Below are 17,613 nucleotides of genomic sequence, written 5' to 3'. Positions count from 1 at the left end.
GACGCTACTTCATGCCCCGGGCTTATCGCCGTACCAACGCGGCGTATACACCCAGTCGCCACCTTCGACGCGCGGAAATACGCAGGTGGTCGAGGAGCCGATTAGCACCATGGTGCGCATGTCCACCTGGTCCGGGGTCAGTTGCCCGAGGGTGGTGACGCGCAGGGTCTGGCCCGGTCGGCCGATGTCACGTCCCAGCACTACTGGAGTATCAGCCGCGCGGTGTTGTGCGACGATTTTCAGCGCTCGTCCCAGTTGCCAAGGACGGGAGCGGGAGATCGGGTTGTAGAACGCCAGGGCCAGGTCCGCCTCGGCCGCCAGGTCCAGGCGTTTCTCGATGATCGACCACGGCTTGAGATTATCCGACAAGGACATCACGCAGAAATCATGACCCAGCGGCGCGCCGGCCTGGGCCGCCGTGGCCAGGGAGGCCGAGACGCCTGGCAGGATTTGCAGGTCGACATTATGCCAGTCGGCATCAGTCGACTCATGCAGCGCTTCCAGTACAGCGGCAGCCATGGCGAATACGCCAGGGTCACCGGATGACACCACCACCACCGACCGGCCCTGAGCCGCCAGTTCGAAGGCATGTCGGGCACGCTGCATTTCTTCGCGGTTATCGGTGCAATGCTGCACCTGGTCGGCCCGCAAAGGCCCGGCCATGCGCACGTAAGTCTCATAGCCGAGCACATCGTTGGCGCGGTCGAGTTCGGCACGCACGGCCGGGACCATCAACTCTGCCGCTCCAGGGCCAAGGCCGATCACCGCCAGACGTCCGCGCGCACGGCCAAGCTGCAGCGGGTCGACGGGCCGCTCAGCCACGGCGATGGCCACGCCGCCCATTGGTTGCAACGAAACCGGCAGGCCCAACGCATCACCCAACCATTGCTCGATGTCATCGCTGGCCCGCGCGAAGCGCAGCGGCACACCCAGCGCCAGCGCAGCGTGGTGCAACTCGGCGCGGGCCATGTCGCTGTCCGCCGCCAGCAGGCACGCCAGCGATTGCACGGCGAGGCCGGTTCGGTGCAGCGCGTCGCTGACCGCAGTCGACACGTCCGGCGTGCCGGCACTCACCGCGACCACCACGTTGCGCGGATAGATCCGCAATTCGTCCGGCGCGGGTACACCCGCGGCGCTGTCGATGCGTATCGCCAACCGTGCCTGCGCATCCTGGGGCAATTGCGCCTGGTCCAGCCACGGCGCCGCACCTTCGACCCGCACCGGCTCGCCGGCGAGCAGGTCGGACACGAAGCGCTTGCCCTGTTCCAGGTCGCCGAGGCTGTAGCCGCTCGGTGGATTGAGCAGGCAGGTGCCAAAACGCAACTCGCCGCTGGTGGTGATCGCCGGGGCGACTTGCAGCGCTGTCGCGATTTCCCGGGCCATGACATTCACGCCGCCCAGACCGCCCAGCAGCGGCACCACGGCGCTGCCATCCTCGGCCACCGCCAGCACCGGCGGCTCGACGCCTTTTTCCAGCAACAGCGGCGCGAGGGTGCGAATGACGATGCCCGCCGCGCACAGCGCAATGATCGGCGTGTCCTGTTGATAGAGTTCGCGCAACGTGGTGCCGAACTCAAGGTATTGCCGATCGCCGTCGACCCGCCCGACGAGGCCATGGATCAGCGCATCGGGATAGCACTGCTGGATTCGTCGGGCCGTCGCGAGACTGCCCGGGCCGAGGATGACAATTGCCGCCGGTTTCCTCATCCCTGCCACCGCTCGCCCGGGACGATGATCAGCGAGAAGTACGGCGAAGACATCGGCTCGACTTCATCCAGCGGCACGATTTTCTGGTTGGCCATGGTCGCGCGCTCGACGTACAGCGCCCGCCCGTCCATGCCCAATTCCTCAAGCACCTGCCGAACCTTGGGAAAATTGCGCCCCAGCTTCATGATCACCGCCGCATCGGCATCGGCCAGCCGACGCTTGAGATCGTCGTGGGGCAGGACGCCGGAGAGCACCGACAGGCTCTGGTTGCGATAAACCAGCGGGGCTCCCAGCACCGAGGCACCACCGAGCATCGAACACACGCCGGGAATGACCTCGGCCTCGTAGCGCTCGGCCAGGCGGTCGTGCAAGTACATATAGGAGCCGTAGAAAAACGGATCGCCCTCGCAGATCACCGCCACGTCGCGACCGGCATCCAGGTGCACGGCGAGTTGCTCGGCGGCGGTGTCATAGAAGTCGGCGATTACCTCTTCGTAGGACAACGGCGCCGGCAGCACTTCGGTGGTGACCGGGTAGACCAGTGGCAGCAAGGTTTGCGCGTCCTGCAGATGGGCCTCGATGATGCCGAAGGCGTTGCCTTTCTTGCCCTTGGCGACGAAGTACGCCACCACCGGCGATTCCCGCAGCAGGCGCAGTGCCTTGACCGTGATCAGTTCCGGGTCACCCGGCCCTACGCCGAGGCCGATCAAGCGTCCAGGCTGCTGCATCATTCAACCTCCGTGGCGAGGGCATTGACGGCGGCGGCGGCCATGGCGCTGCCGCCCAGGCGGCCTTGCATGATCACGAACGGCACGCCACGGCTGTCAGCCGCCAGCGCCGCCTTGGACTCGGCGGCGCCGACAAAACCCACCGGGAAGCCAAGGATCAGGGCCGGTTTCGGCGCGCCGGCATCGAGCATTTCCAGCAGATAGAACAGCGCGGTCGGTGCGTTGCCGATGACCACGACGCTACCTTCCAGGTGTGGACGCCACAGCTCCAGCGCGGCCGCCGAGCGAGTGTTGCCCAGCTCGCGGGCCAACGCTGGCACGCTGTCGTCGCGCAAGGTGCAAATCACCGGATTGTTGGCCGGCAGGCGCGCCCGGGTCACGCCCTCGGACACCATCCGCGCATCACACAGGATCGGCGCACCGGCCGCCAGTGCCTGGCGCCCCGCCGCGCCTGCGCCTGCGGAAAACTGCAGGCCATCGACCGCCTCGACCATGCCGCAGGCGTGGATCACCCGCACCGCTAGTTTTTCCAGATCGGCAGGAATGCGCGCCAGATTGGCCTCGGCGCGGATGATCGCGAAGGAGTTGCGATAGATCTCCTGACCGTCGCGGATGTAATCAAGCATCAAGGGGGCTCCGGGGATGAGCGTCGAGCCAGTGGCCGAGCGCTTCGATTGTCAGATTGTGTGCTTGCAGCGCGCCGAAACCCGGCAACGCGGCATCACGAAAATAGAGGTCATAACGATCGGGGGCGACCGCCAGCAACGTCGCCGGGGCGATGTGGGCCGCCGCGCACGATCGCTGGCAGCCGGACAGATGAATGCTCAAAGCCTGGCCCCGACGTTGCAGCAGATCCGCCAACTGGCGGGCATCGCCCTTGGTGTCGGCCAGGCCTTTGCCACAGCCACTGGAGCCGGTGCAGGCGATGAGTTGCGCCAGGGAGTGATCGAGCGAACACAACAGGCCCAGCGCGTCGAGCTGGGTCAACACGGCATCCGCATTTTCGCGGCGCACGTTGGGCAGCAACAGGCTTTGCCAGGGAGTGAAGCGAAGATTGCCGTCGCCCTTCTCCCGCGCCAACTGCGCCGCGCCGCGCAGCATGACCGTATCAAGCCGGCCGAGGGGCGCCGCCGCGCCGACATAGACCCGTTCGTCGTGCTGGGAATGAATACCGATGTGCAGGCCGCCGGGCGACGCACTCCGCCGCCAGTCAAGGCAAGGTTGCAGCGGCACGCGGCCGGCTAACCGGGTCATGAATTCATCCACGGCATATTCAGCCAGCAGTTGGCGCATGCGGTTCTGGTCCGGGCGGGCCAGTTCGAGAAACAGCTCCAGCACCGCTACCACCAGGGCATGCCCTTGGGCCAGGGGCACCTTGCCCGCCGGCGTGTCCAATGGCGAACCGGCCAGGCCAAAGGCAAGCCAGGGCTCGCCGTGCTGGACAAGCGCCGATAGCCACAGGTCATGGTGATGCTCGAGCATCGCCAAGGCTTCGCCACCGTCCAACTGCACGGCGAACTTGGCCGAGAGTTCGTGGAAGCGTTCATGGGTTTGCAGGGTGAAGAGGATCTGCGCGGCCAGCGGACGGGTGTCGAACAGCATCTGCCGGTCGAGCCCCGCCGAGGGGCTGAGCATCAGGTTGCGCACGTCATCGCCGGCCGCCTTGCGCGGGCCAAGCCCGGCGGCCAGCAACGGCTCGATCAACGCATCCGGCTCAGGGCCGATACCGCGGATCTGCAAGTTGCCGCGGTTGGTGGCCTCGATCACGCCCCCGGCGAACTGCTCGGCCACCCACGCGACGGTTTCGGCCTGATCCGCGTGGATGACGCCGCCATCGAGCTTGATTCGGCAGATTCCTCCGTCCAGTGCCTGGACAACACGCAGCAACCCCGGACAAACCGAGGGGCGAATGACGTTGGAAGAGGGACGTTCGTTCAAGGCAGAACCGGTAAATAGGAAACGCCGCAGCGGCGAGGGCCGCCATTATGCCTGCTTTGCCTGCGGTCATGAAAAGCTTGCCGGTCGGATTGCTGATGGTGGGCACATAAATCCCATGCTCACCGCAAATCCCCTGTGGGAGCGAGCTTGCTCGCGATAGCGGTCTGTCTGAAAAGATAATGTTGAATGTAACGCCGTCATCGCGAGCAAGCTCGCTCCCACAAGGGATGGTTCACGTCAGATCCGTCGAGGCACGGTATGATGGCGACCCGGTTCGCGGCGGCAACAAGCCTGGCGATCAACCCATTTATTCGAGGAACAGAGATGACCCCCTGGCTGACCGTAGTGGGCATCGGTGAAGAGGGCTTCAAGGGCCTGGGCCGAACGGCTCGCCATGCATTGCTGCGGGCGTCGCGGATACTGGGCAGCGCCCGTCAATTGGAACTGCTGCCGCTGTGTATCCGCGGCGAGCGGAAGCTGTGGCCAAGCCCGTTCTCCCTGGAACCGCTGCTGGCTCGACGGGGCGAGCCGGTGTGCGTGCTGGCCAGTGGTGATCCGATGTTCTATGGCGTCGGCGCCAGCCTGGCGAAACAGCTGCCGGCCGAGGAAATGCAGGTCATCCCCGCGCCGTCCTCCTGCTCACTGGCGGCGGCGCGCATGGGCTGGCCGTTGCAGGACGCGGTCACGCTGTCGCTGGTGGCCCGCCCCCTGGCAGCGCTCAATGCGCACTTGTCCAGTGGCGTCAGGCTGTTGCTGCTGAGTAACGACCGCCACAGCCCCAGCGCCGTGGCGATGCTGCTGCGCGAGCGCGGATTCGGCCCGAGCGCCATGACCGTGCTGGAGCATTTGGGCGGTGCGGCAGAACGACGGATCGACGGTTGCGCTGCGCACTGGTCCGATGAGGCGGTCGCCGATCTGAACCTGATCGCCATCGAATGCCGGGCCGATCCGTCGACGCAGTGCCTGTCACGCCTGGCCGGCCTGCCGGACAGCGCTTTCGAGCATGACGGCCAGCTGACCAAGCGCGACGTGCGTGCCGTCACCCTGGCTCGCCTCGCCCCAACTCCCGGCGAGTTGCTCTGGGACGTCGGCGCCGGCAGCGGCTCGATCGGCATCGAATGGATGCGCGCCCACCCCAGTTGTCGAGCCCTGGCCATCGAAGCCGACGAAGGCCGCCAAGCCTTGATCGAACGCAACCGCGACACCCTTGGCGTGCCCGGCCTCCAATTGATTCGCGGCAGCGCCCCGCAGGCGCTGGAGAACCTGGAGCGTCCGGACGCGGTGTTCATCGGTGGCGGCGTCACCCGCGAAGGCGTGCTTGATGCCTGTTGGGCCCGGCTCAAGCCTGGCGGTCGGCTCGTCGCCAATGCCGTGGCCCTGCAAAGCGAGATGACACTGATGAGCTGGCGCGAACGCCACGGCGGTGAGCTGACCCGCATCCATGTCGCCCAGGCCCAGCCTTTGGGCGCATTCGATACCTGGCGCCAAGCCTTGCCCATCACCTTGCTGGACCTGACGAAACCTCTCGATGCGTGACGAAACCGCCGAGCAACCCGCCCCCCTGCGCAGCGGCCTGACCACCGGCAGCTGCGCCACGGCCACCAGCCTGGCGGCGGCGCGACTGCTGCTGTGCGGCACCGAGGCCGATGCCGTGGAGATCGTCCTGCCCAAGGGCAAGCAGGTGCAGATGCGCCTGGAGTTCTGCCGGCTGACCGAACAAGGTGCCGAGGCCGGAACGATCAAGGACGCTGGTGATGACCCGGACGTGACTCATGGCGCGCTGTTGTTTTCCCAGGTGCGCCTGATTGCCGAACCTGGCGTGCGTTTTGTTGCCGGTCGTGGCGTCGGCACGGTGACGCGACCGGGACTAGTCTTGGCTGTCGGTGAGCCAGCGATCAACCCGGTGCCGCGCAAAATGATCAACGATCACCTGGGTCGCCTGGCCGAGGAAAGCGGTTATGCCGGGGGGTTCGAAGTCACAGTCAATGTCGAGGGCGGCGAAGCCCTGGCGCTGAAAACCATGAACCCGCGACTGGGGATCCTCGGCGGTCTGTCGATCCTCGGCACCAGCGGCATCGTCCGGCCGTTTTCCTGCGCAGCCTACATAGCGTCGATCCACCAGGGCATCGACGTGGCGAAAACCAACGGCTACCTGCACATCGCCGCGTGCACCGGCAATGCCAGCGAAGACACCATGCGCCGGGTCTACAACCTGCCGGAAATCGCGCTGATCGAAATGGGCGACTTTGTCGGCGCCGTGCTCAAGCATGTGCGCAAGGTGCCGGTGGAAAAGCTCAGTCTTTGCGGCGGCTTCGGCAAGATCAGCAAACTCGCCGCCGGGCATATGGACCTGCACAGCCGCCACTCAAGCATCGACCTGCCACAACTGGCCAAATGGGCGACGGCAATCGGTGCCGATGAGAAGTTGCAGCACGACATTCGTCAAGCCAACACCAGCCAGCAAGCCCTCGCGATGGCCAGCGCCGTCGGCATCGCCCTCGGTGATGCCGTGTGCGAGCACGCCCTGGCCTTCGCTCGCAGCGTGGTCCCGGCCCAGGTCCAGGTCGAAGTCTTCGCCATCGACCGTCAGGGCGCAATCGTCGGCCACGCTGGAGCCTTTAAATGAAACGCATCCTGCTCCTCGGTGGCGTCACCGAGGCCCTGGCCATCGCTCGCACGCTCGGCCCCGAGCACATCTACAGCTTGGCGGGCATCGGTCGCGTCCCCACCGACCTGACCTGCCAGGTACGTGTCGGCGGCTACGGCGGCGCCGAAGGCCTGGCGCAATTCATCCGCGCCGAGGGCATCGACCTGCTATTGGACGCAACCCACCCCTACGCCGCGCAAATCAGCTACAACGCCGCCCGTGCCGCCCGCGCCTGCGCCATCCCCTGCTGGGCCCTGCGCCGTCCGGCCTGGCACCCACGGGCCGGCGATGACTGGCGCGAAGTGGCCGACTGGGCCGAACTGATCCAGGCCTTGCAGCCTTTCCGCCGCCCCTTGTTCACGCTCGGCCGGGAGCCGCTGCAGCATCTGCATGAAATTCCCACCGAACAGTTCTGGACCCTGCGAGCACTGGACGTTTACCCCGGCAACGAACGCTGCGAAGTCATCGGCGCCCGTGGGCCGTTTCACATTGACGGTGAACGCGAACTGTTCGAACGGCGACGAATCGATGTGCTGGTCAGCAAGAACAGCGGCAGCACGGCCACCGAGCCGAAGCTGGAGGTGGCCCGGGAACGGGGGGTGCCGGTGCTGGTGTTGAAGCGGCCGGTGTTGGCGGGGGTGGATCGGGAGTTCGCAGCGGTCAATGACGTGCTGGATGCTTTATCCGTACCCAACGGCTTTTGAACTCAGCAGATCAGCGAGACATTTCTGACAAGCTTTCCAGACGCAGCCGGCTGTTTCGTCCAAGACGTTCAATTCTATAGTTCCGCTCCTTGATACCCACCGCAGCGTCTGGCAGTCATCAAGCATGAGCGATCCGTCTCGCGCCTGGAAATGCGCTGCTTGCCACAGCGTATCCCAAGGAATACGATCCAATGATCGAATTTGTACAGTCCCGGATCTTCTCAAGCTGGCTTGACGGTTTGAGAGACGTCACAGGGAAAGCTCGCGTTATTGCCAGGATTCGATCTGCCGAACATGGCAATCTTGGTGATTGCGAACCAGTCGGCAACGCAGTGTATGAGATGCGCATTCACTCGGGCCCAGGCTACCGAGTGTATTTTGCCCGTCGAGATTCCGTGCTTTACCTGCTGCTTGCGGGAGGTGATAAATCAACTCAGAAACGGGACATCAAACGCGCTGTTCAAATAGCGCAAGCCATGGGTGATGAGGAGTGAATCATGACCGCAGAATTCACACGTTTCGATGCAGCCAGCTACCTCAAGACGCCGGAGGAGATGGCCGCTTATCTGGATGCCTGTTTTGAAGAAGATAGCGGTGACGGCGCACTGGTTCGCGCAGCTCTCAACGATATCGCCAGGGCAAAAGGCATGACGCAGATCGCCCGTGATGCCGGGCTCGGGCGAGAGAGTCTTTATAAAGCCCTGGGCAGTGCGGGCAATCCAGAATTCACAACTATCATCAAAGTCATGAAAGCTCTGGGCTTGAAGTTACGTGCAACGACCATTTGAAAATCCATTGCTACTGTTAACACCAGCCCTGCGACCCTACACCGCACGTGGCTTTTTTACTTCTGGACACCGATCAGGCTAAATACCGCCACCTGATCGCCCAACCGAGCGGATTGCCCCATGTCCCGACAACGGCTTGCATTTGCCTGGATCGCCTGCTTCGCAGTGCTGTTCAACATGCTTGCCATGCCGCTTTCCAATAGCGCCGGTGCAGCCGCCAGTACGCCAGCGGAACAAATGCTGTGGGGCAGTTTCTGCTCATCCAGCGGCACGAAGATGCTGGCGGTTTCCCTCGGCAAGCTGGAACAAGGCGCGCCACAGAAAGACAATCACTCGACGATTCAGCATTGCTGGTGCTGCTCAGGCCCGGCACCGCTGATGGCGCTCGCCGGGCACGCCCCGCAGTTGTATCTGGACGCACAACGGGCCGATCGCGGTACGGCCCACGCAAAGCTCGACAGCCCGACCCCGCGCCAGCAATGGCCCAGCCTCAACCCCCGTGCTTCGCCTCTGGCCTGATTCTTCCCGCATGAAACTGCGTCCTGAATCGTTCCGGAGAATTGCCATGTTGAACCGACTCATCCTGCTGGCCGCCCTGCTGCTCCCGGTTGGCTTCGCCCAGGCCCACCAGTACAAGGCCGCCGAGCTTGAGATCGCCCATCCGTGGTCCCAGGAGTTGCCGCCCAACGCGCCAACCGTGGCCGCGTACTTCGTGATTCACAACCGCGGCGCCACCGCCGACAAACTGCTCGGCGTCGACTCGCCGATTGCCGGCAAGGCCGAGCTCCATGAACATGTGATGCAAAACGACCTGATGAAAATGCAAGCGGTGCCCGTCGTCGCCATCGCCCCCGGTGCGACCGTCACCTTCGCGCCGATGGCCTATCACGTGATGTTGCTGGACCTGAAGGACCGCAGCTTGCTCAGCGACGGCAAACGTTTCCCCATGACCCTGCATTTCGAAAAGGCCGGGGACGTGACGGTGGATGTCGCGGTGCAGAAAAAAGCACCCGACGGCACCAAGACACACCAGCACGCCCAGTAGACGTAGCCGCCCATGCAACCTCGTCGCGCCAGCCCGTCCAGGCACCGCCGTCAGCCCATGAGCCTGACACGCGGCAGTTGGATCAGCCTGTTCGCCATGCTGATGATCTTTATCGGACCACTGGTTTCCCAGTCGATGCCGATGGATCAGCGCATGTCCATGCCTGTGTCCATGAGCATGGATATGGAGATGAGCATGGACATGCCGGTGCACGAGCACTGCGCGCCCCAGAACGAACACCACGCGTTATGGGAAAAATGCGGTTATTGCAGCCTGCTGTTCAACTGCCCGGCGCTGCCTGGCGGCCACACATTCGCCGTCTTCGGCACCCCTCCCAGCCACACCTACACCAGCCCTTCCCCGCGCCTGGGTCATGCCCGGACGGCGTTCTTTCCGGGCGCCCGCACCCGCGCACCGCCACTCGACGCGTAAGCCCGCACCTGCTCACCCGGTCGCAAAGGACAGCCCAACGCTGCCTTAAACACGGATGAGTGCCTGACATCTGGGCCGAAGCAAACATAAAACCCGTGGGAGCGAGCCTGCTCGCGAAAGCTTTCGCGAGCAGGCTCGCTCCCACAGAGGTTGCATCGCTCAGCCGATATTTGAAGAACCGAATTTGCCCTGCGGAGCGCTTTGCAATGAGCCAACCGAAACCCAATTTCTACAACCTGGCCTGGCGCTGGCATTTTTATGCCGGGCTGTTCGTGGCGCCGTTCATGGTGATGCTGGCCCTGACCGGGATCATCTACCTGTTCAAGCCGCAACTCGATCCATTGATGTACGGCAACCTGCTGAACGTACCGGCCGGGCATCACAGCCTGGCGGCGGACGACCTGCTCAAGCAGGTCCGCCAGGCCTACCCCGAAGGCCAGGTCAAACAGTACCTGCCGCCGATCAACGCCGAGCGCAGCGCGCAATTCGTGGTGATCGACAAGGGTCGGGAGCTGAATGTGTTCATCGACCCGTACCACGGCGACGTGCTCGGCGAGCAGGACGCGAAAGACAACCTGCAAGCCATGGCCCGGGCGATTCACGGTGAATTGCTGATCGGCACCGTCGGTGACCGGCTGGTGGAAATGGCTGCCGGTTGGGGCGTGGTGCTGGTGGTTTCCGGACTGTACCTGTGGTGGCCGCGCGGGCAATCCTCGGCCGGTGTGCTGTGGCCGCGCTGGAGCGCTCGCGGTCGGGTGTTCTGGCGCGACTTGCACATCGTTGTCGGTTTCTGGGGCGCGGCGTTCCTGTTGGTGATGCTGCTCAGCGGCATGACCTGGACCGGCTTCTGGGGCAAGCAGTACGCGGACCTGTGGAACCGCTTTCCGGCGGCGATGTGGAACGACGTACCGAAGTCCGACATCGAGGCCGGCAGCCTCAACAATGCCCATCGCCAGACCGTGCCCTGGGCGGTAGAGAACACGCCAATGCCGATGTCCGGCGACCACGCCGAACACATGGCCCACGGCGGCATGCACGAAGGCCCCGCCGCGCCGACCGTCAGTTTGCAAGCGGTGCAGGACATCGCCACCGAGCGCAAGGTCGAGCCCGGCTACAGCATCACCCTGCCAACGACCGCCTCGGGCGTATTCACCATCGCCGTGTTTGCCGATGACCCGCGCAACGACGCGACCTTGCACGTGGACCAGTACACCGGAAAAGTCCTGGCCGACGTGCGCTGGGAGCACTACAACCTCGTTGCCCGCGCCACTGAAACCGGGGTGATGCTGCACGAAGGCAAGATGTTCGGTCCGGTGAACCAGATCATCGTCCTGCTGATCTGCCTGATGATCCTGCTCAGCGCCGTGAGCGGAATGGTGATCTGGTGGAAACGCCGGCCCCAGGGCAAGTTCGGCGTGCCGCCACTGCGCCACGACCTGCCGACGTGGAAGACCGGTGTGTTCATCATGTTGGCCCTGGCGGTGGTGTTCCCGTTGGTGGGGGCGTCGCTGGTGGTGGTGTGGCTGTTGGACCGGCTTGTTACCCGGTTCAATCGCCAGCCTGAGGCCGCTTCATCTTCAAGCTGAGAATTGCGCGTTAACGGAAAGCGGCGCGAAAGCTCTACAATCGCGCCCGCCTTCCAAACCTAAACACCATCCCTGTGGGAGCGAGCTTGCTCGCGATGGCGGCAGTACTTCAACAATGATGCAAGCTGAACCACCGCTATCGCGAGCAAGCTCGCTCCCACAAGGGACCCGCGCGCCGCCCATGATTCGAGTAAATGCATGACCTCGCTAACCCTCTCCCACCTCGCCTGGACCCCGCTGGGCCATGGCCACTGCCATCACCAGTTCCAACTGCGTGATGCCACGTTGCAGGTGGCGGCCGGGGAGTTTGTCGGGTTGATCGGGCCCAACGGCAGCGGCAAGACCAGCCTGTTGCGCTGCGCCTACCGCTTCAGCCGGCCAGAAAGCGGCGAGGTCAGACTCGAACACCACAACGTCTGGAAACAGCCCTCGCGCTGGTGCGCCCAACGCATCGCCGTGGTGCTGCAAGAGTTTCCCGACGCCTTCGGCCTGACGGTGGATGAGGTGGTCGCGATGGGGCGCACGCCGCACAAGGGTCTGTTCGATGGTGACAATCAGGAAGATCGCCGACTGATGCTCCAGGCATTGGAGTCGGCCGGGCTTGCAGGCTTTGGCGACCATGCATTCGCCACGCTCTCGGGCGGTGAGAAGCAACGGGTGATCCTCGCACGCGCCCTGGCCCAGCAGCCGCAGTTGCTGATCCTCGACGAACCGACCAATCACCTCGACCCGCGCTATCAATTGCAGTTGCTGCAACTGATCAAGGACCTGGGCATCGGCACCCTCGCCAGCATTCATGACCTGAACCTTGCCGCCGCGTTCTGCGACCGCCTGTACGTGATCGAACACGGGCGCATCGTCGCCAGCGGCACGCCCAGGGACGTCCTCACTGTCGACCTGTTGCGCGAAGTGTTCGGCGTCGCGGCCCTGGTGGACGAACACCCGCTGGCCGGCTACCCGCGAATCACCTGGATAACCCAACCATGATCCTGCGTCCCCTGCTGTTGCTTCCGTTATTGCTGGCAAGCTTGCATGTCCAGGCCGAGGCCAGCCGCTACCCGCTGACGATCCAGAGCTGCAACCGCCAAGTGGTGTTCAACGAGGCCCCTCGGCACGCCCTCAGCCATGACATCAACATGACCCAGATGATGCTGGCCCTGGGGCTAAAGCCACGCATGGTTGGCTACAGCGGCATCAGCGGCTGGAAATCGGTCACGCCGGACATGGCCAAGATCCTCGATGGCCTGCCGGAACTGGCCGCCAAATATCCCTCGGTGGAAACCCTGCTGGACGCCAACGTCGATTTCTTCTTCGCCGGTTGGGACTACGGCATGCGCGTCGGCGGCGACCTGACTCCGCAGACCCTGCAACCGCTGGGCATCAACGTCTACGAACTGACCGAGTCCTGCGCGTTCGTGATGAAACGTCCGGCGGCCTCGCTGGAGGACACCTACAACGACCTGCGCAACCTTGGGAAAATCTTCGACGTGCAGGATCGCGCCAACGCGCTGATCGCCACGATGCAGGCCCAGGTGGCCGAAGTGCGCAAGCACCTGCCAACCCGACAACCGCGGGTGTTCCTGTATGACAGCGGCGAAGACCGGGCCATGACCTCCGGCCGCTTGGGCATGCCCCAGGCCCTGATCGACGCGGCCGGCGGGCGCAACATTCTGGATGACGTGGACGCCAGTTGGACCCGCGTCAACTGGGAGAACGTGGTGGAGCGCAATCCCCAGGTCATCGTGATCGTCGATTACGGCGAAGTCAGTGCCGAGCAGAAACAGCAATTCCTGCTAAGCAACCCGGCCCTGCAATCAGTCGATGCGATCAAGCACCGGCGCTTCGTCGTGATCCCTTACGTACAGGCCACGCCAGGTATCGATAACGTGCTGGCGGTGCAAACCCTGGCGCAGAGTTTCCACGGCCAATGAACGATCGTCGCTATGGTGCACTGCTGCTACTGCTCGGCGCGCTGCTGCTGGTGTCGTGCGTGGTGTCGCTGGGTTTCGGGCCGGCGCGGGTACCGGTGGCCGTGGTCTGGGATCTGCTGCTGCACAAGGCCTTCGGTGTCGGCGAGGTGCATTGGACAGCCGGCCAGGAGCATATCGTCTGGCTGATCCGCGTCCCGCGCCTGCTGCTCGGGGCGCTGGTAGGCGCAGGGTTGGCGTTGATCGGCGCGGTGCTGCAAGCGGTGACACGCAACCCGCTGGCCGATCCGCACCTGCTTGGCGTCACCTCCGGCGCCACCCTCGGGGCGGTCATCGTGGTGTTGCATGTCGGCGAGATCATCGGCCTGCTGACCCTGCCGCTGGCCGCCTTCATCGGCGCGCTGTCGAGTATGTTGCTGGTGCTGGCCATCGCTGCCCGCCAGGGCCGCCTGGAGAGCGATCGCCTGCTGCTCTGCGGCGTAGCGGTGTCGTTCGTGATGATGGCGGCGGCCAACCTGCTGCTGTTCCTCGGTGACCATCGCGCCAGTTCGGCGGTGATGTTCTGGATGCTCGGCGGCCTGGGCCTGGCACGCTGGGAACTGCTCGCGGTGCCAGCCGCCAGTGTATTGCTGGGGCTGGTGTTGCTGCTGGGCATGGCCCGGCCGTTGAACGCGCTGATGGCCGGGGAGCAGACCGCCGTGACCCTGGGGCTGAACGCGGCAAAGGTGCGATTATGGATCTTCCTGATTGCGTCGCTGATGACCGGCGTACTGGTGTCCATCAGCGGCTCGATCGGTTTTGTCGGGCTGATGGTGCCCCACATCGCGCGACACCTGGTGGGCGCCGAGCATCGTCGGCTGCTGCCGGCCTGCGTGCTGCTGGGCAGCCTGTTCCTGGTATGGGTGGACGTGGCGGCTCGCACGCTGATCGCGCCGGAGGATTTGCCGATCGGGGTCGCTACAGCCGCTATCGGTGGGCTGTTCTTTATTGGTCTGATGCGCCGTCGCTGAAAAGATGCTTCTTCTTGTACACGCCGAATAGCTCGGTACCAAGGCCGCCATTTCGATAATGCTCCAGCTCCGCTCGAACCATATCAATGACCAACGCCCGGTCCTCGGCCTTTGCAAGATTAAAATTTCCACTGTAGGCGAGATTGACCATTCGCCAGAGGAAGCAGTTGGTACGGTAAACATCTACCGGCTTGAGCCAACGTTCGAGGAGCGCGGTAATTTCCTCACTTCGAATACCCTCGAAGCACCCGATCGAGTGGTCCTTGTCTGGAATGACAGCATCGACAACCTGGGTATCGGCGTTCAGCCGGTAGCGTGCCGGCAATGCCGAGAACGCGGCATCAGCCGCAATTATTGCCTCAGGCCACAAGCGATTGCCATTGCGCCCCACGGCCTCACCCACACTCCAGAACTCGCCATCGTTTTTCAAACTATGGGAGATAAAGAGCATCACTTTTTCCAGCTCGATCAAATGGTGCAATGCCGAGACGCAGATAATAACGTCCCACTGCTCACCGGTAGGCACCAGGTTATTCGCATCGGCCACGATCAGATCGAGGCCGACCCCTGAAGAAAACTGCTTCGCCGCGATGTGAAGCAGGTCTTCATTGATATCCAGCAGTGACCATTCCACGCCTTCCGGAACAGCGGCCGACAGACCTGCTTCTATCCGCGCGGCACCACTGCAGATCGACAGGACTTTTATTGCACCGTGATCCCTGACTTTCCGACGTAGCCTTGCTTGAAAGTCGGGCGGCGTTTGCGGGACGTTCGCCCTCAGCATACGAGTGGCATAGGAGTAGGCGACCTCTCCTTCAAACGGCTCCAGAATCACCATCTCGGACTGGGCACCCTGCCCTTGCGCTGGAGCCAGTCCATTCAATCGGCGAACGTTGCGAGCTACGCCCATGGCCGCTTCACTCTGTCGCTCCTGAACGCTCGAGTAAAACTCGTTCCGGTAGACGCTACTGAAGTGTGCTATCTCGTTTTTCACGCGCATCTGATGGTGTGTTTTCGCCAGGAGAAGCTTCATCACTCCTTCCCTGGCAACGCACAAGTCAGCTATCGCCAACCAGTCGGCTGTAGGGTCATTTTTGGCCCCTGGCCCGCACGTTACCAAGAGACGGCCACGTTTCCCCGCCAACCAAGCCAGATCCAGATCGACCGACCGCCATTCCGACGGCGTAGATCCTCCGCAAATATGAAAGATCCCGAGTGGGAATTTGGTTTGACCTGGATCATCGACAAAAACAACTGAACACGTGAGCCCGTCGACACTGATGCCTGGCAGCGCTGCCGAAAAACGAATGTAGAGTCTGGAATCGGAAAATACATCCAGCTGGCTACTTCGCAGATGTTCCCCGGCGGTGAGAATCAGCGAATATCTCGCTTCTCGCAAATGCGTCACGTGCATCCATTGCGGATGCCCGGCCGGTTTGACTTCAGGCAACACGGCGAATGCTGCCGTCTCGTCGAGAAGGAAATAACTTGCAGCGCCAGAGTCAGTATTCAAACGGCTTTCCTTACTTCGCAATGGCAGAAGAGTCAGCATAGTCGGGCGGGCGATAATTTCACCTTGGGTCAACCTCATCCGCGCCCCAATGCGGAGCGCCATCCTGCACCAGCACCAGCGATGTGGTCGCTGATGGTGCATCGTCACTTCCCTCTCTCGCCGTCGACCCCGCATTTCAAAGCTTTTCCCCGACCGGGCACACCCCTTGCAAAAGCGCTTTCAGCGTTTGCATCTGCCATCCAGAAAAACATAAAGACCACGGAGATCGCACAATGAAGCGTCGTAGCTTGATCAAGGCTTTTACACTCTCGGCAAGCATTGCCGCGATGGGCATGGCCTGGTCCGTCCAGGCCGCCGAGACCATCAAGGTCGGCATCCTGCATTCGTTGTCCGGGACCATGGCGATCTCCGAAACGTCCCTCAAGGACATGGCGTTGATGACCATTGACGAGATCAACGCCAAGGGTGGCGTGAACGGCAAGAAGCTTGAAGCGGTGGTCGTGGACCCGGCATCGAACTGGCCGCTGTTTGCTGAAAAGGGCCGCCAGTTGCTGACCCAGGACAAGGTCGCCGTGGTGTTCGGCTGCTGGACCTCGGTGTCGCGCAAATCCGTGTTGCCGGTGTTCGAAGAACTCAACGGCCTGCTGTTCTATCCGGTGCAGTACGAAGGCGAAGAGATGTCGCCGAACGTGTTCTACACCGGCGCGGCGCCAAACCAGCAGGCGATTCCGGCGGTGGAGTACCTGATGAGCGAAGAAGGCGGCAGCGCCAAGCGCTACTTCCTGCTGGGCACCGACTACGTCTACCCGCGCACCACCAACAAGATCCTGCGTTCGTTCCTGCATTCCAAAGGCGTGGCGGACAAGGATATCGAAGAGGTCTACACCCCGTTCGGCCACAGCGATTACCAGACCATCGTCGCCAACATCAAGAAATTCTCTGCCGGCGGCAAGACAGCCGTCATCTCCACGGTCAATGGCGATTCCAACGTACCGTTTTATAAAGAGCTGGCGAACCAGGGCTTGAAAGCCACCGATGTACCGGTCGTGGCCTTCTCGGTGGGCGAAGAGGAACTGCGCGGCATCGACACCAAACCGCTGGTGGGTAACCTGGCGGCATGGAACTACTTCGAATCCGTGGATAACCCGGCGAACAAGAAGTTCGTCGATTCGTGGAAAGCCTACGCCAAGGCCAAGAACCTGCCGGGCGCCGACAAAGCGGTAACCAACGATCCGATGGAAGCCACCTACGTCGGCATCCACATGTGGGCGCAAGCGGTGGAAAAAGCCAAGTCCACCGATGTCGACAAAGTCCGCGAAGCCCTGGCCGGCCAGACCTTCGCCGCGCCGTCGGGCTACACCCTGACCATGGACAAGACCAACCACCACCTGCACAAGCCGGTGATGATCGGCGAGATCCAGGCCGACGGTCAGTTCAACGTGGTCTGGCAGACCGAAGGGCCGATCCGCGCGCAACCGTGGAGCCCGTTCATCGCCGGCAACGACAAGAAGCCTGACTATGCGGTGAAGAGCAACTGAGCCCATGGGTGTCGGCCTGAATCTAGGGGTCAACACCCATCCCTTGTGG

The 17,613-nt window shown here is 63.1% G+C and carries 18 protein-coding genes; 13 read left to right on the top strand and 5 right to left on the bottom strand.

Features of this window, described 5'->3' with window-relative positions; all coding sequences use genetic code 11:
- Positions 1 to 9 precede the first annotated feature (9 nt).
- Genes cobJ through cobG form a run of 4 tightly spaced genes read right to left on the bottom strand, consistent with a single transcriptional unit; the run spans position 10 to position 4,373 of the window.
- Complete coding sequence (gene cobJ / locus J3P86_RS02935; RefSeq protein ID WP_434699382.1) at positions 10 to 1,707, bottom strand: precorrin-3B C(17)-methyltransferase; 1,698 nt, start codon at positions 1,705 to 1,707, stop codon at positions 10 to 12.
- Positions 1,704 to 2,435: a precorrin-2 C(20)-methyltransferase gene (locus tag J3P86_RS02930; protein ID WP_305501368.1), complete on the bottom strand. Its 732-nt coding sequence runs from the start codon at positions 2,433 to 2,435 to the stop codon at positions 1,704 to 1,706. Before J3P86_RS02930 ends, cobJ begins: the two co-directional genes overlap by 4 nt.
- The gene (locus tag J3P86_RS02925; RefSeq protein ID WP_434569945.1) at positions 2,435 to 3,061 is read right to left on the bottom strand and encodes a precorrin-8X methylmutase; all 627 of its coding nucleotides are present in this window, start codon (positions 3,059 to 3,061) and stop codon (positions 2,435 to 2,437) included. Before J3P86_RS02925 ends, J3P86_RS02930 begins: the two co-directional genes overlap by 1 nt.
- Positions 3,054 to 4,373 (bottom strand): precorrin-3B synthase, encoded by a 1,320-nt coding sequence (cobG, locus tag J3P86_RS02920; RefSeq protein ID WP_434699381.1) that lies wholly within the window; start codon positions 4,371 to 4,373, stop codon positions 3,054 to 3,056. The genes J3P86_RS02925 and cobG overlap by 8 nt, the downstream gene beginning before the upstream one ends.
- A gap of 324 nt (positions 4,374 to 4,697) precedes the next feature.
- On the opposite strand from cobG, the gene cbiE reads away from it, so the two are divergent.
- The 12 genes from cbiE to J3P86_RS02860 all read left to right on the top strand — a co-directional run bounded on the left by cbiE (position 4,698) and on the right by J3P86_RS02860 (position 14,513).
- Positions 4,698 to 5,909 carry a precorrin-6y C5,15-methyltransferase (decarboxylating) subunit CbiE gene (gene cbiE, locus J3P86_RS02915; RefSeq protein ID WP_434699380.1) on the top strand — a complete coding sequence of 404 codons (1,212 nt, stop codon included), beginning with the start codon at positions 4,698 to 4,700 and terminating at the stop codon, positions 5,907 to 5,909.
- A complete protein-coding gene (locus tag J3P86_RS02910) occupies positions 5,902 to 6,999 on the top strand; it encodes a cobalt-precorrin-5B (C(1))-methyltransferase (RefSeq protein ID WP_434626320.1) in 1,098 nt (365 codons plus the stop codon). Before cbiE ends, J3P86_RS02910 begins: the two co-directional genes overlap by 8 nt.
- Positions 6,996 to 7,724: a cobalt-precorrin-6A reductase gene (locus tag J3P86_RS02905; RefSeq protein ID WP_434699379.1), complete on the top strand. Its 729-nt coding sequence runs from the start codon at positions 6,996 to 6,998 to the stop codon at positions 7,722 to 7,724. Before J3P86_RS02910 ends, J3P86_RS02905 begins: the two co-directional genes overlap by 4 nt.
- Before the next feature lie 191 nt (positions 7,725 to 7,915).
- Positions 7,916 to 8,218 (top strand): type II toxin-antitoxin system RelE/ParE family toxin, encoded by a 303-nt coding sequence (locus J3P86_RS02900; RefSeq protein WP_434699378.1) that lies wholly within the window; start codon positions 7,916 to 7,918, stop codon positions 8,216 to 8,218.
- 3 nt (positions 8,219 to 8,221) lie between these two features.
- Positions 8,222 to 8,512: an addiction module antidote protein gene (locus J3P86_RS02895; protein WP_305497099.1), complete on the top strand. Its 291-nt coding sequence runs from the start codon at positions 8,222 to 8,224 to the stop codon at positions 8,510 to 8,512.
- A 120-nt stretch (positions 8,513 to 8,632) separates the two neighbouring features.
- On the top strand, positions 8,633 to 9,031 hold the full coding sequence (locus J3P86_RS02890) for a DUF2946 domain-containing protein (RefSeq protein WP_434699377.1): 399 nt from the start codon (positions 8,633 to 8,635) through the stop codon (positions 9,029 to 9,031).
- Between the two features lie 46 nt (positions 9,032 to 9,077).
- The gene (locus J3P86_RS02885; protein ID WP_434699376.1) at positions 9,078 to 9,557 is read left to right on the top strand and encodes a copper chaperone PCu(A)C; all 480 of its coding nucleotides are present in this window, start codon (positions 9,078 to 9,080) and stop codon (positions 9,555 to 9,557) included.
- A 12-nt stretch (positions 9,558 to 9,569) separates the two neighbouring features.
- On the top strand, positions 9,570 to 9,989 hold the full coding sequence (locus J3P86_RS02880; protein ID WP_434699375.1) for a DUF2946 domain-containing protein: 420 nt from the start codon (positions 9,570 to 9,572) through the stop codon (positions 9,987 to 9,989).
- A gap of 206 nt (positions 9,990 to 10,195) precedes the next feature.
- Positions 10,196 to 11,575: a PepSY-associated TM helix domain-containing protein gene (locus tag J3P86_RS02875; RefSeq protein WP_434699374.1), complete on the top strand. Its 1,380-nt coding sequence runs from the start codon at positions 10,196 to 10,198 to the stop codon at positions 11,573 to 11,575.
- Positions 11,576 to 11,773: 198 nt separating this feature from the next.
- Positions 11,774 to 12,562: an ABC transporter ATP-binding protein gene (locus J3P86_RS02870; RefSeq protein ID WP_434699373.1), complete on the top strand. Its 789-nt coding sequence runs from the start codon at positions 11,774 to 11,776 to the stop codon at positions 12,560 to 12,562.
- Positions 12,559 to 13,506, top strand: coding sequence for an ABC transporter substrate-binding protein (locus tag J3P86_RS02865; RefSeq protein WP_434699372.1), 948 nt, complete (start codon positions 12,559 to 12,561; stop codon positions 13,504 to 13,506). Before J3P86_RS02870 ends, J3P86_RS02865 begins: the two co-directional genes overlap by 4 nt.
- The gene (locus tag J3P86_RS02860; protein ID WP_434699371.1) at positions 13,503 to 14,513 is read left to right on the top strand and encodes a FecCD family ABC transporter permease; all 1,011 of its coding nucleotides are present in this window, start codon (positions 13,503 to 13,505) and stop codon (positions 14,511 to 14,513) included. The genes J3P86_RS02865 and J3P86_RS02860 overlap by 4 nt, the downstream gene beginning before the upstream one ends.
- On the opposite strand, the gene J3P86_RS02855 is transcribed toward J3P86_RS02860, so the two are convergent.
- Positions 14,488 to 16,026 (bottom strand): class I SAM-dependent methyltransferase, encoded by a 1,539-nt coding sequence (locus tag J3P86_RS02855; RefSeq protein WP_434699370.1) that lies wholly within the window; start codon positions 16,024 to 16,026, stop codon positions 14,488 to 14,490. The two genes, J3P86_RS02860 and J3P86_RS02855, sit on opposite strands and share 26 nt — an antisense overlap.
- A 272-nt stretch (positions 16,027 to 16,298) precedes the next feature.
- On the opposite strand from J3P86_RS02855, the gene urtA reads away from it, so the two are divergent.
- Positions 16,299 to 17,564 (top strand): urea ABC transporter substrate-binding protein, encoded by a 1,266-nt coding sequence (gene urtA, locus J3P86_RS02850; protein WP_434699369.1) that lies wholly within the window; start codon positions 16,299 to 16,301, stop codon positions 17,562 to 17,564.
- Positions 17,565 to 17,613 lie beyond the last annotated feature (49 nt).

Source organism: Pseudomonas sp. D1-1, from assembly GCF_051132225.1.
Classification (GTDB): domain Bacteria; phylum Pseudomonadota; class Gammaproteobacteria; order Pseudomonadales; family Pseudomonadaceae; genus Aquipseudomonas.
This window is presented reverse-complemented; position numbering and strand designations above follow the sequence as displayed.

What these genes read in the sequence shown, in the direction of transcription:
- cobJ (WP_434699382.1), bottom strand. Translation starts at nt 1,707, where the DNA reads ATGAGGAAACCGGCGGCAATTGTCATCCTCGGCCCGGGCAGTCTCGCG.
- J3P86_RS02930 (WP_305501368.1), bottom strand. Translation starts at nt 2,435, where the DNA reads ATGCAGCAGCCTGGACGCTTGATCGGCCTCGGCGTAGGGCCGGGTGAC.
- J3P86_RS02925 (WP_434569945.1), bottom strand. Translation starts at nt 3,061, where the DNA reads ATGCTTGATTACATCCGCGACGGTCAGGAGATCTATCGCAACTCCTTC.
- cbiE (WP_434699380.1), top strand. Translation starts at nt 4,698, where the DNA reads ATGACCCCCTGGCTGACCGTAGTGGGCATCGGTGAAGAGGGCTTCAAG.
- J3P86_RS02910 (WP_434626320.1), top strand. Translation starts at nt 5,902, where the DNA reads ATGCGTGACGAAACCGCCGAGCAACCCGCCCCCCTGCGCAGCGGCCTG.
- J3P86_RS02905 (WP_434699379.1), top strand. Translation starts at nt 6,996, where the DNA reads ATGAAACGCATCCTGCTCCTCGGTGGCGTCACCGAGGCCCTGGCCATC.
- J3P86_RS02900 (WP_434699378.1), top strand. Translation starts at nt 7,916, where the DNA reads ATGATCGAATTTGTACAGTCCCGGATCTTCTCAAGCTGGCTTGACGGT.
- J3P86_RS02895 (WP_305497099.1), top strand. Translation starts at nt 8,222, where the DNA reads ATGACCGCAGAATTCACACGTTTCGATGCAGCCAGCTACCTCAAGACG.
- J3P86_RS02890 (WP_434699377.1), top strand. Translation starts at nt 8,633, where the DNA reads ATGTCCCGACAACGGCTTGCATTTGCCTGGATCGCCTGCTTCGCAGTG.
- J3P86_RS02885 (WP_434699376.1), top strand. Translation starts at nt 9,078, where the DNA reads ATGTTGAACCGACTCATCCTGCTGGCCGCCCTGCTGCTCCCGGTTGGC.
- J3P86_RS02880 (WP_434699375.1), top strand. Translation starts at nt 9,570, where the DNA reads ATGCAACCTCGTCGCGCCAGCCCGTCCAGGCACCGCCGTCAGCCCATG.
- J3P86_RS02875 (WP_434699374.1), top strand. Translation starts at nt 10,196, where the DNA reads ATGAGCCAACCGAAACCCAATTTCTACAACCTGGCCTGGCGCTGGCAT.
- J3P86_RS02870 (WP_434699373.1), top strand. Translation starts at nt 11,774, where the DNA reads ATGACCTCGCTAACCCTCTCCCACCTCGCCTGGACCCCGCTGGGCCAT.
- J3P86_RS02865 (WP_434699372.1), top strand. Translation starts at nt 12,559, where the DNA reads ATGATCCTGCGTCCCCTGCTGTTGCTTCCGTTATTGCTGGCAAGCTTG.
- J3P86_RS02860 (WP_434699371.1), top strand. Translation starts at nt 13,503, where the DNA reads ATGAACGATCGTCGCTATGGTGCACTGCTGCTACTGCTCGGCGCGCTG.
- urtA (WP_434699369.1), top strand. Translation starts at nt 16,299, where the DNA reads ATGAAGCGTCGTAGCTTGATCAAGGCTTTTACACTCTCGGCAAGCATT.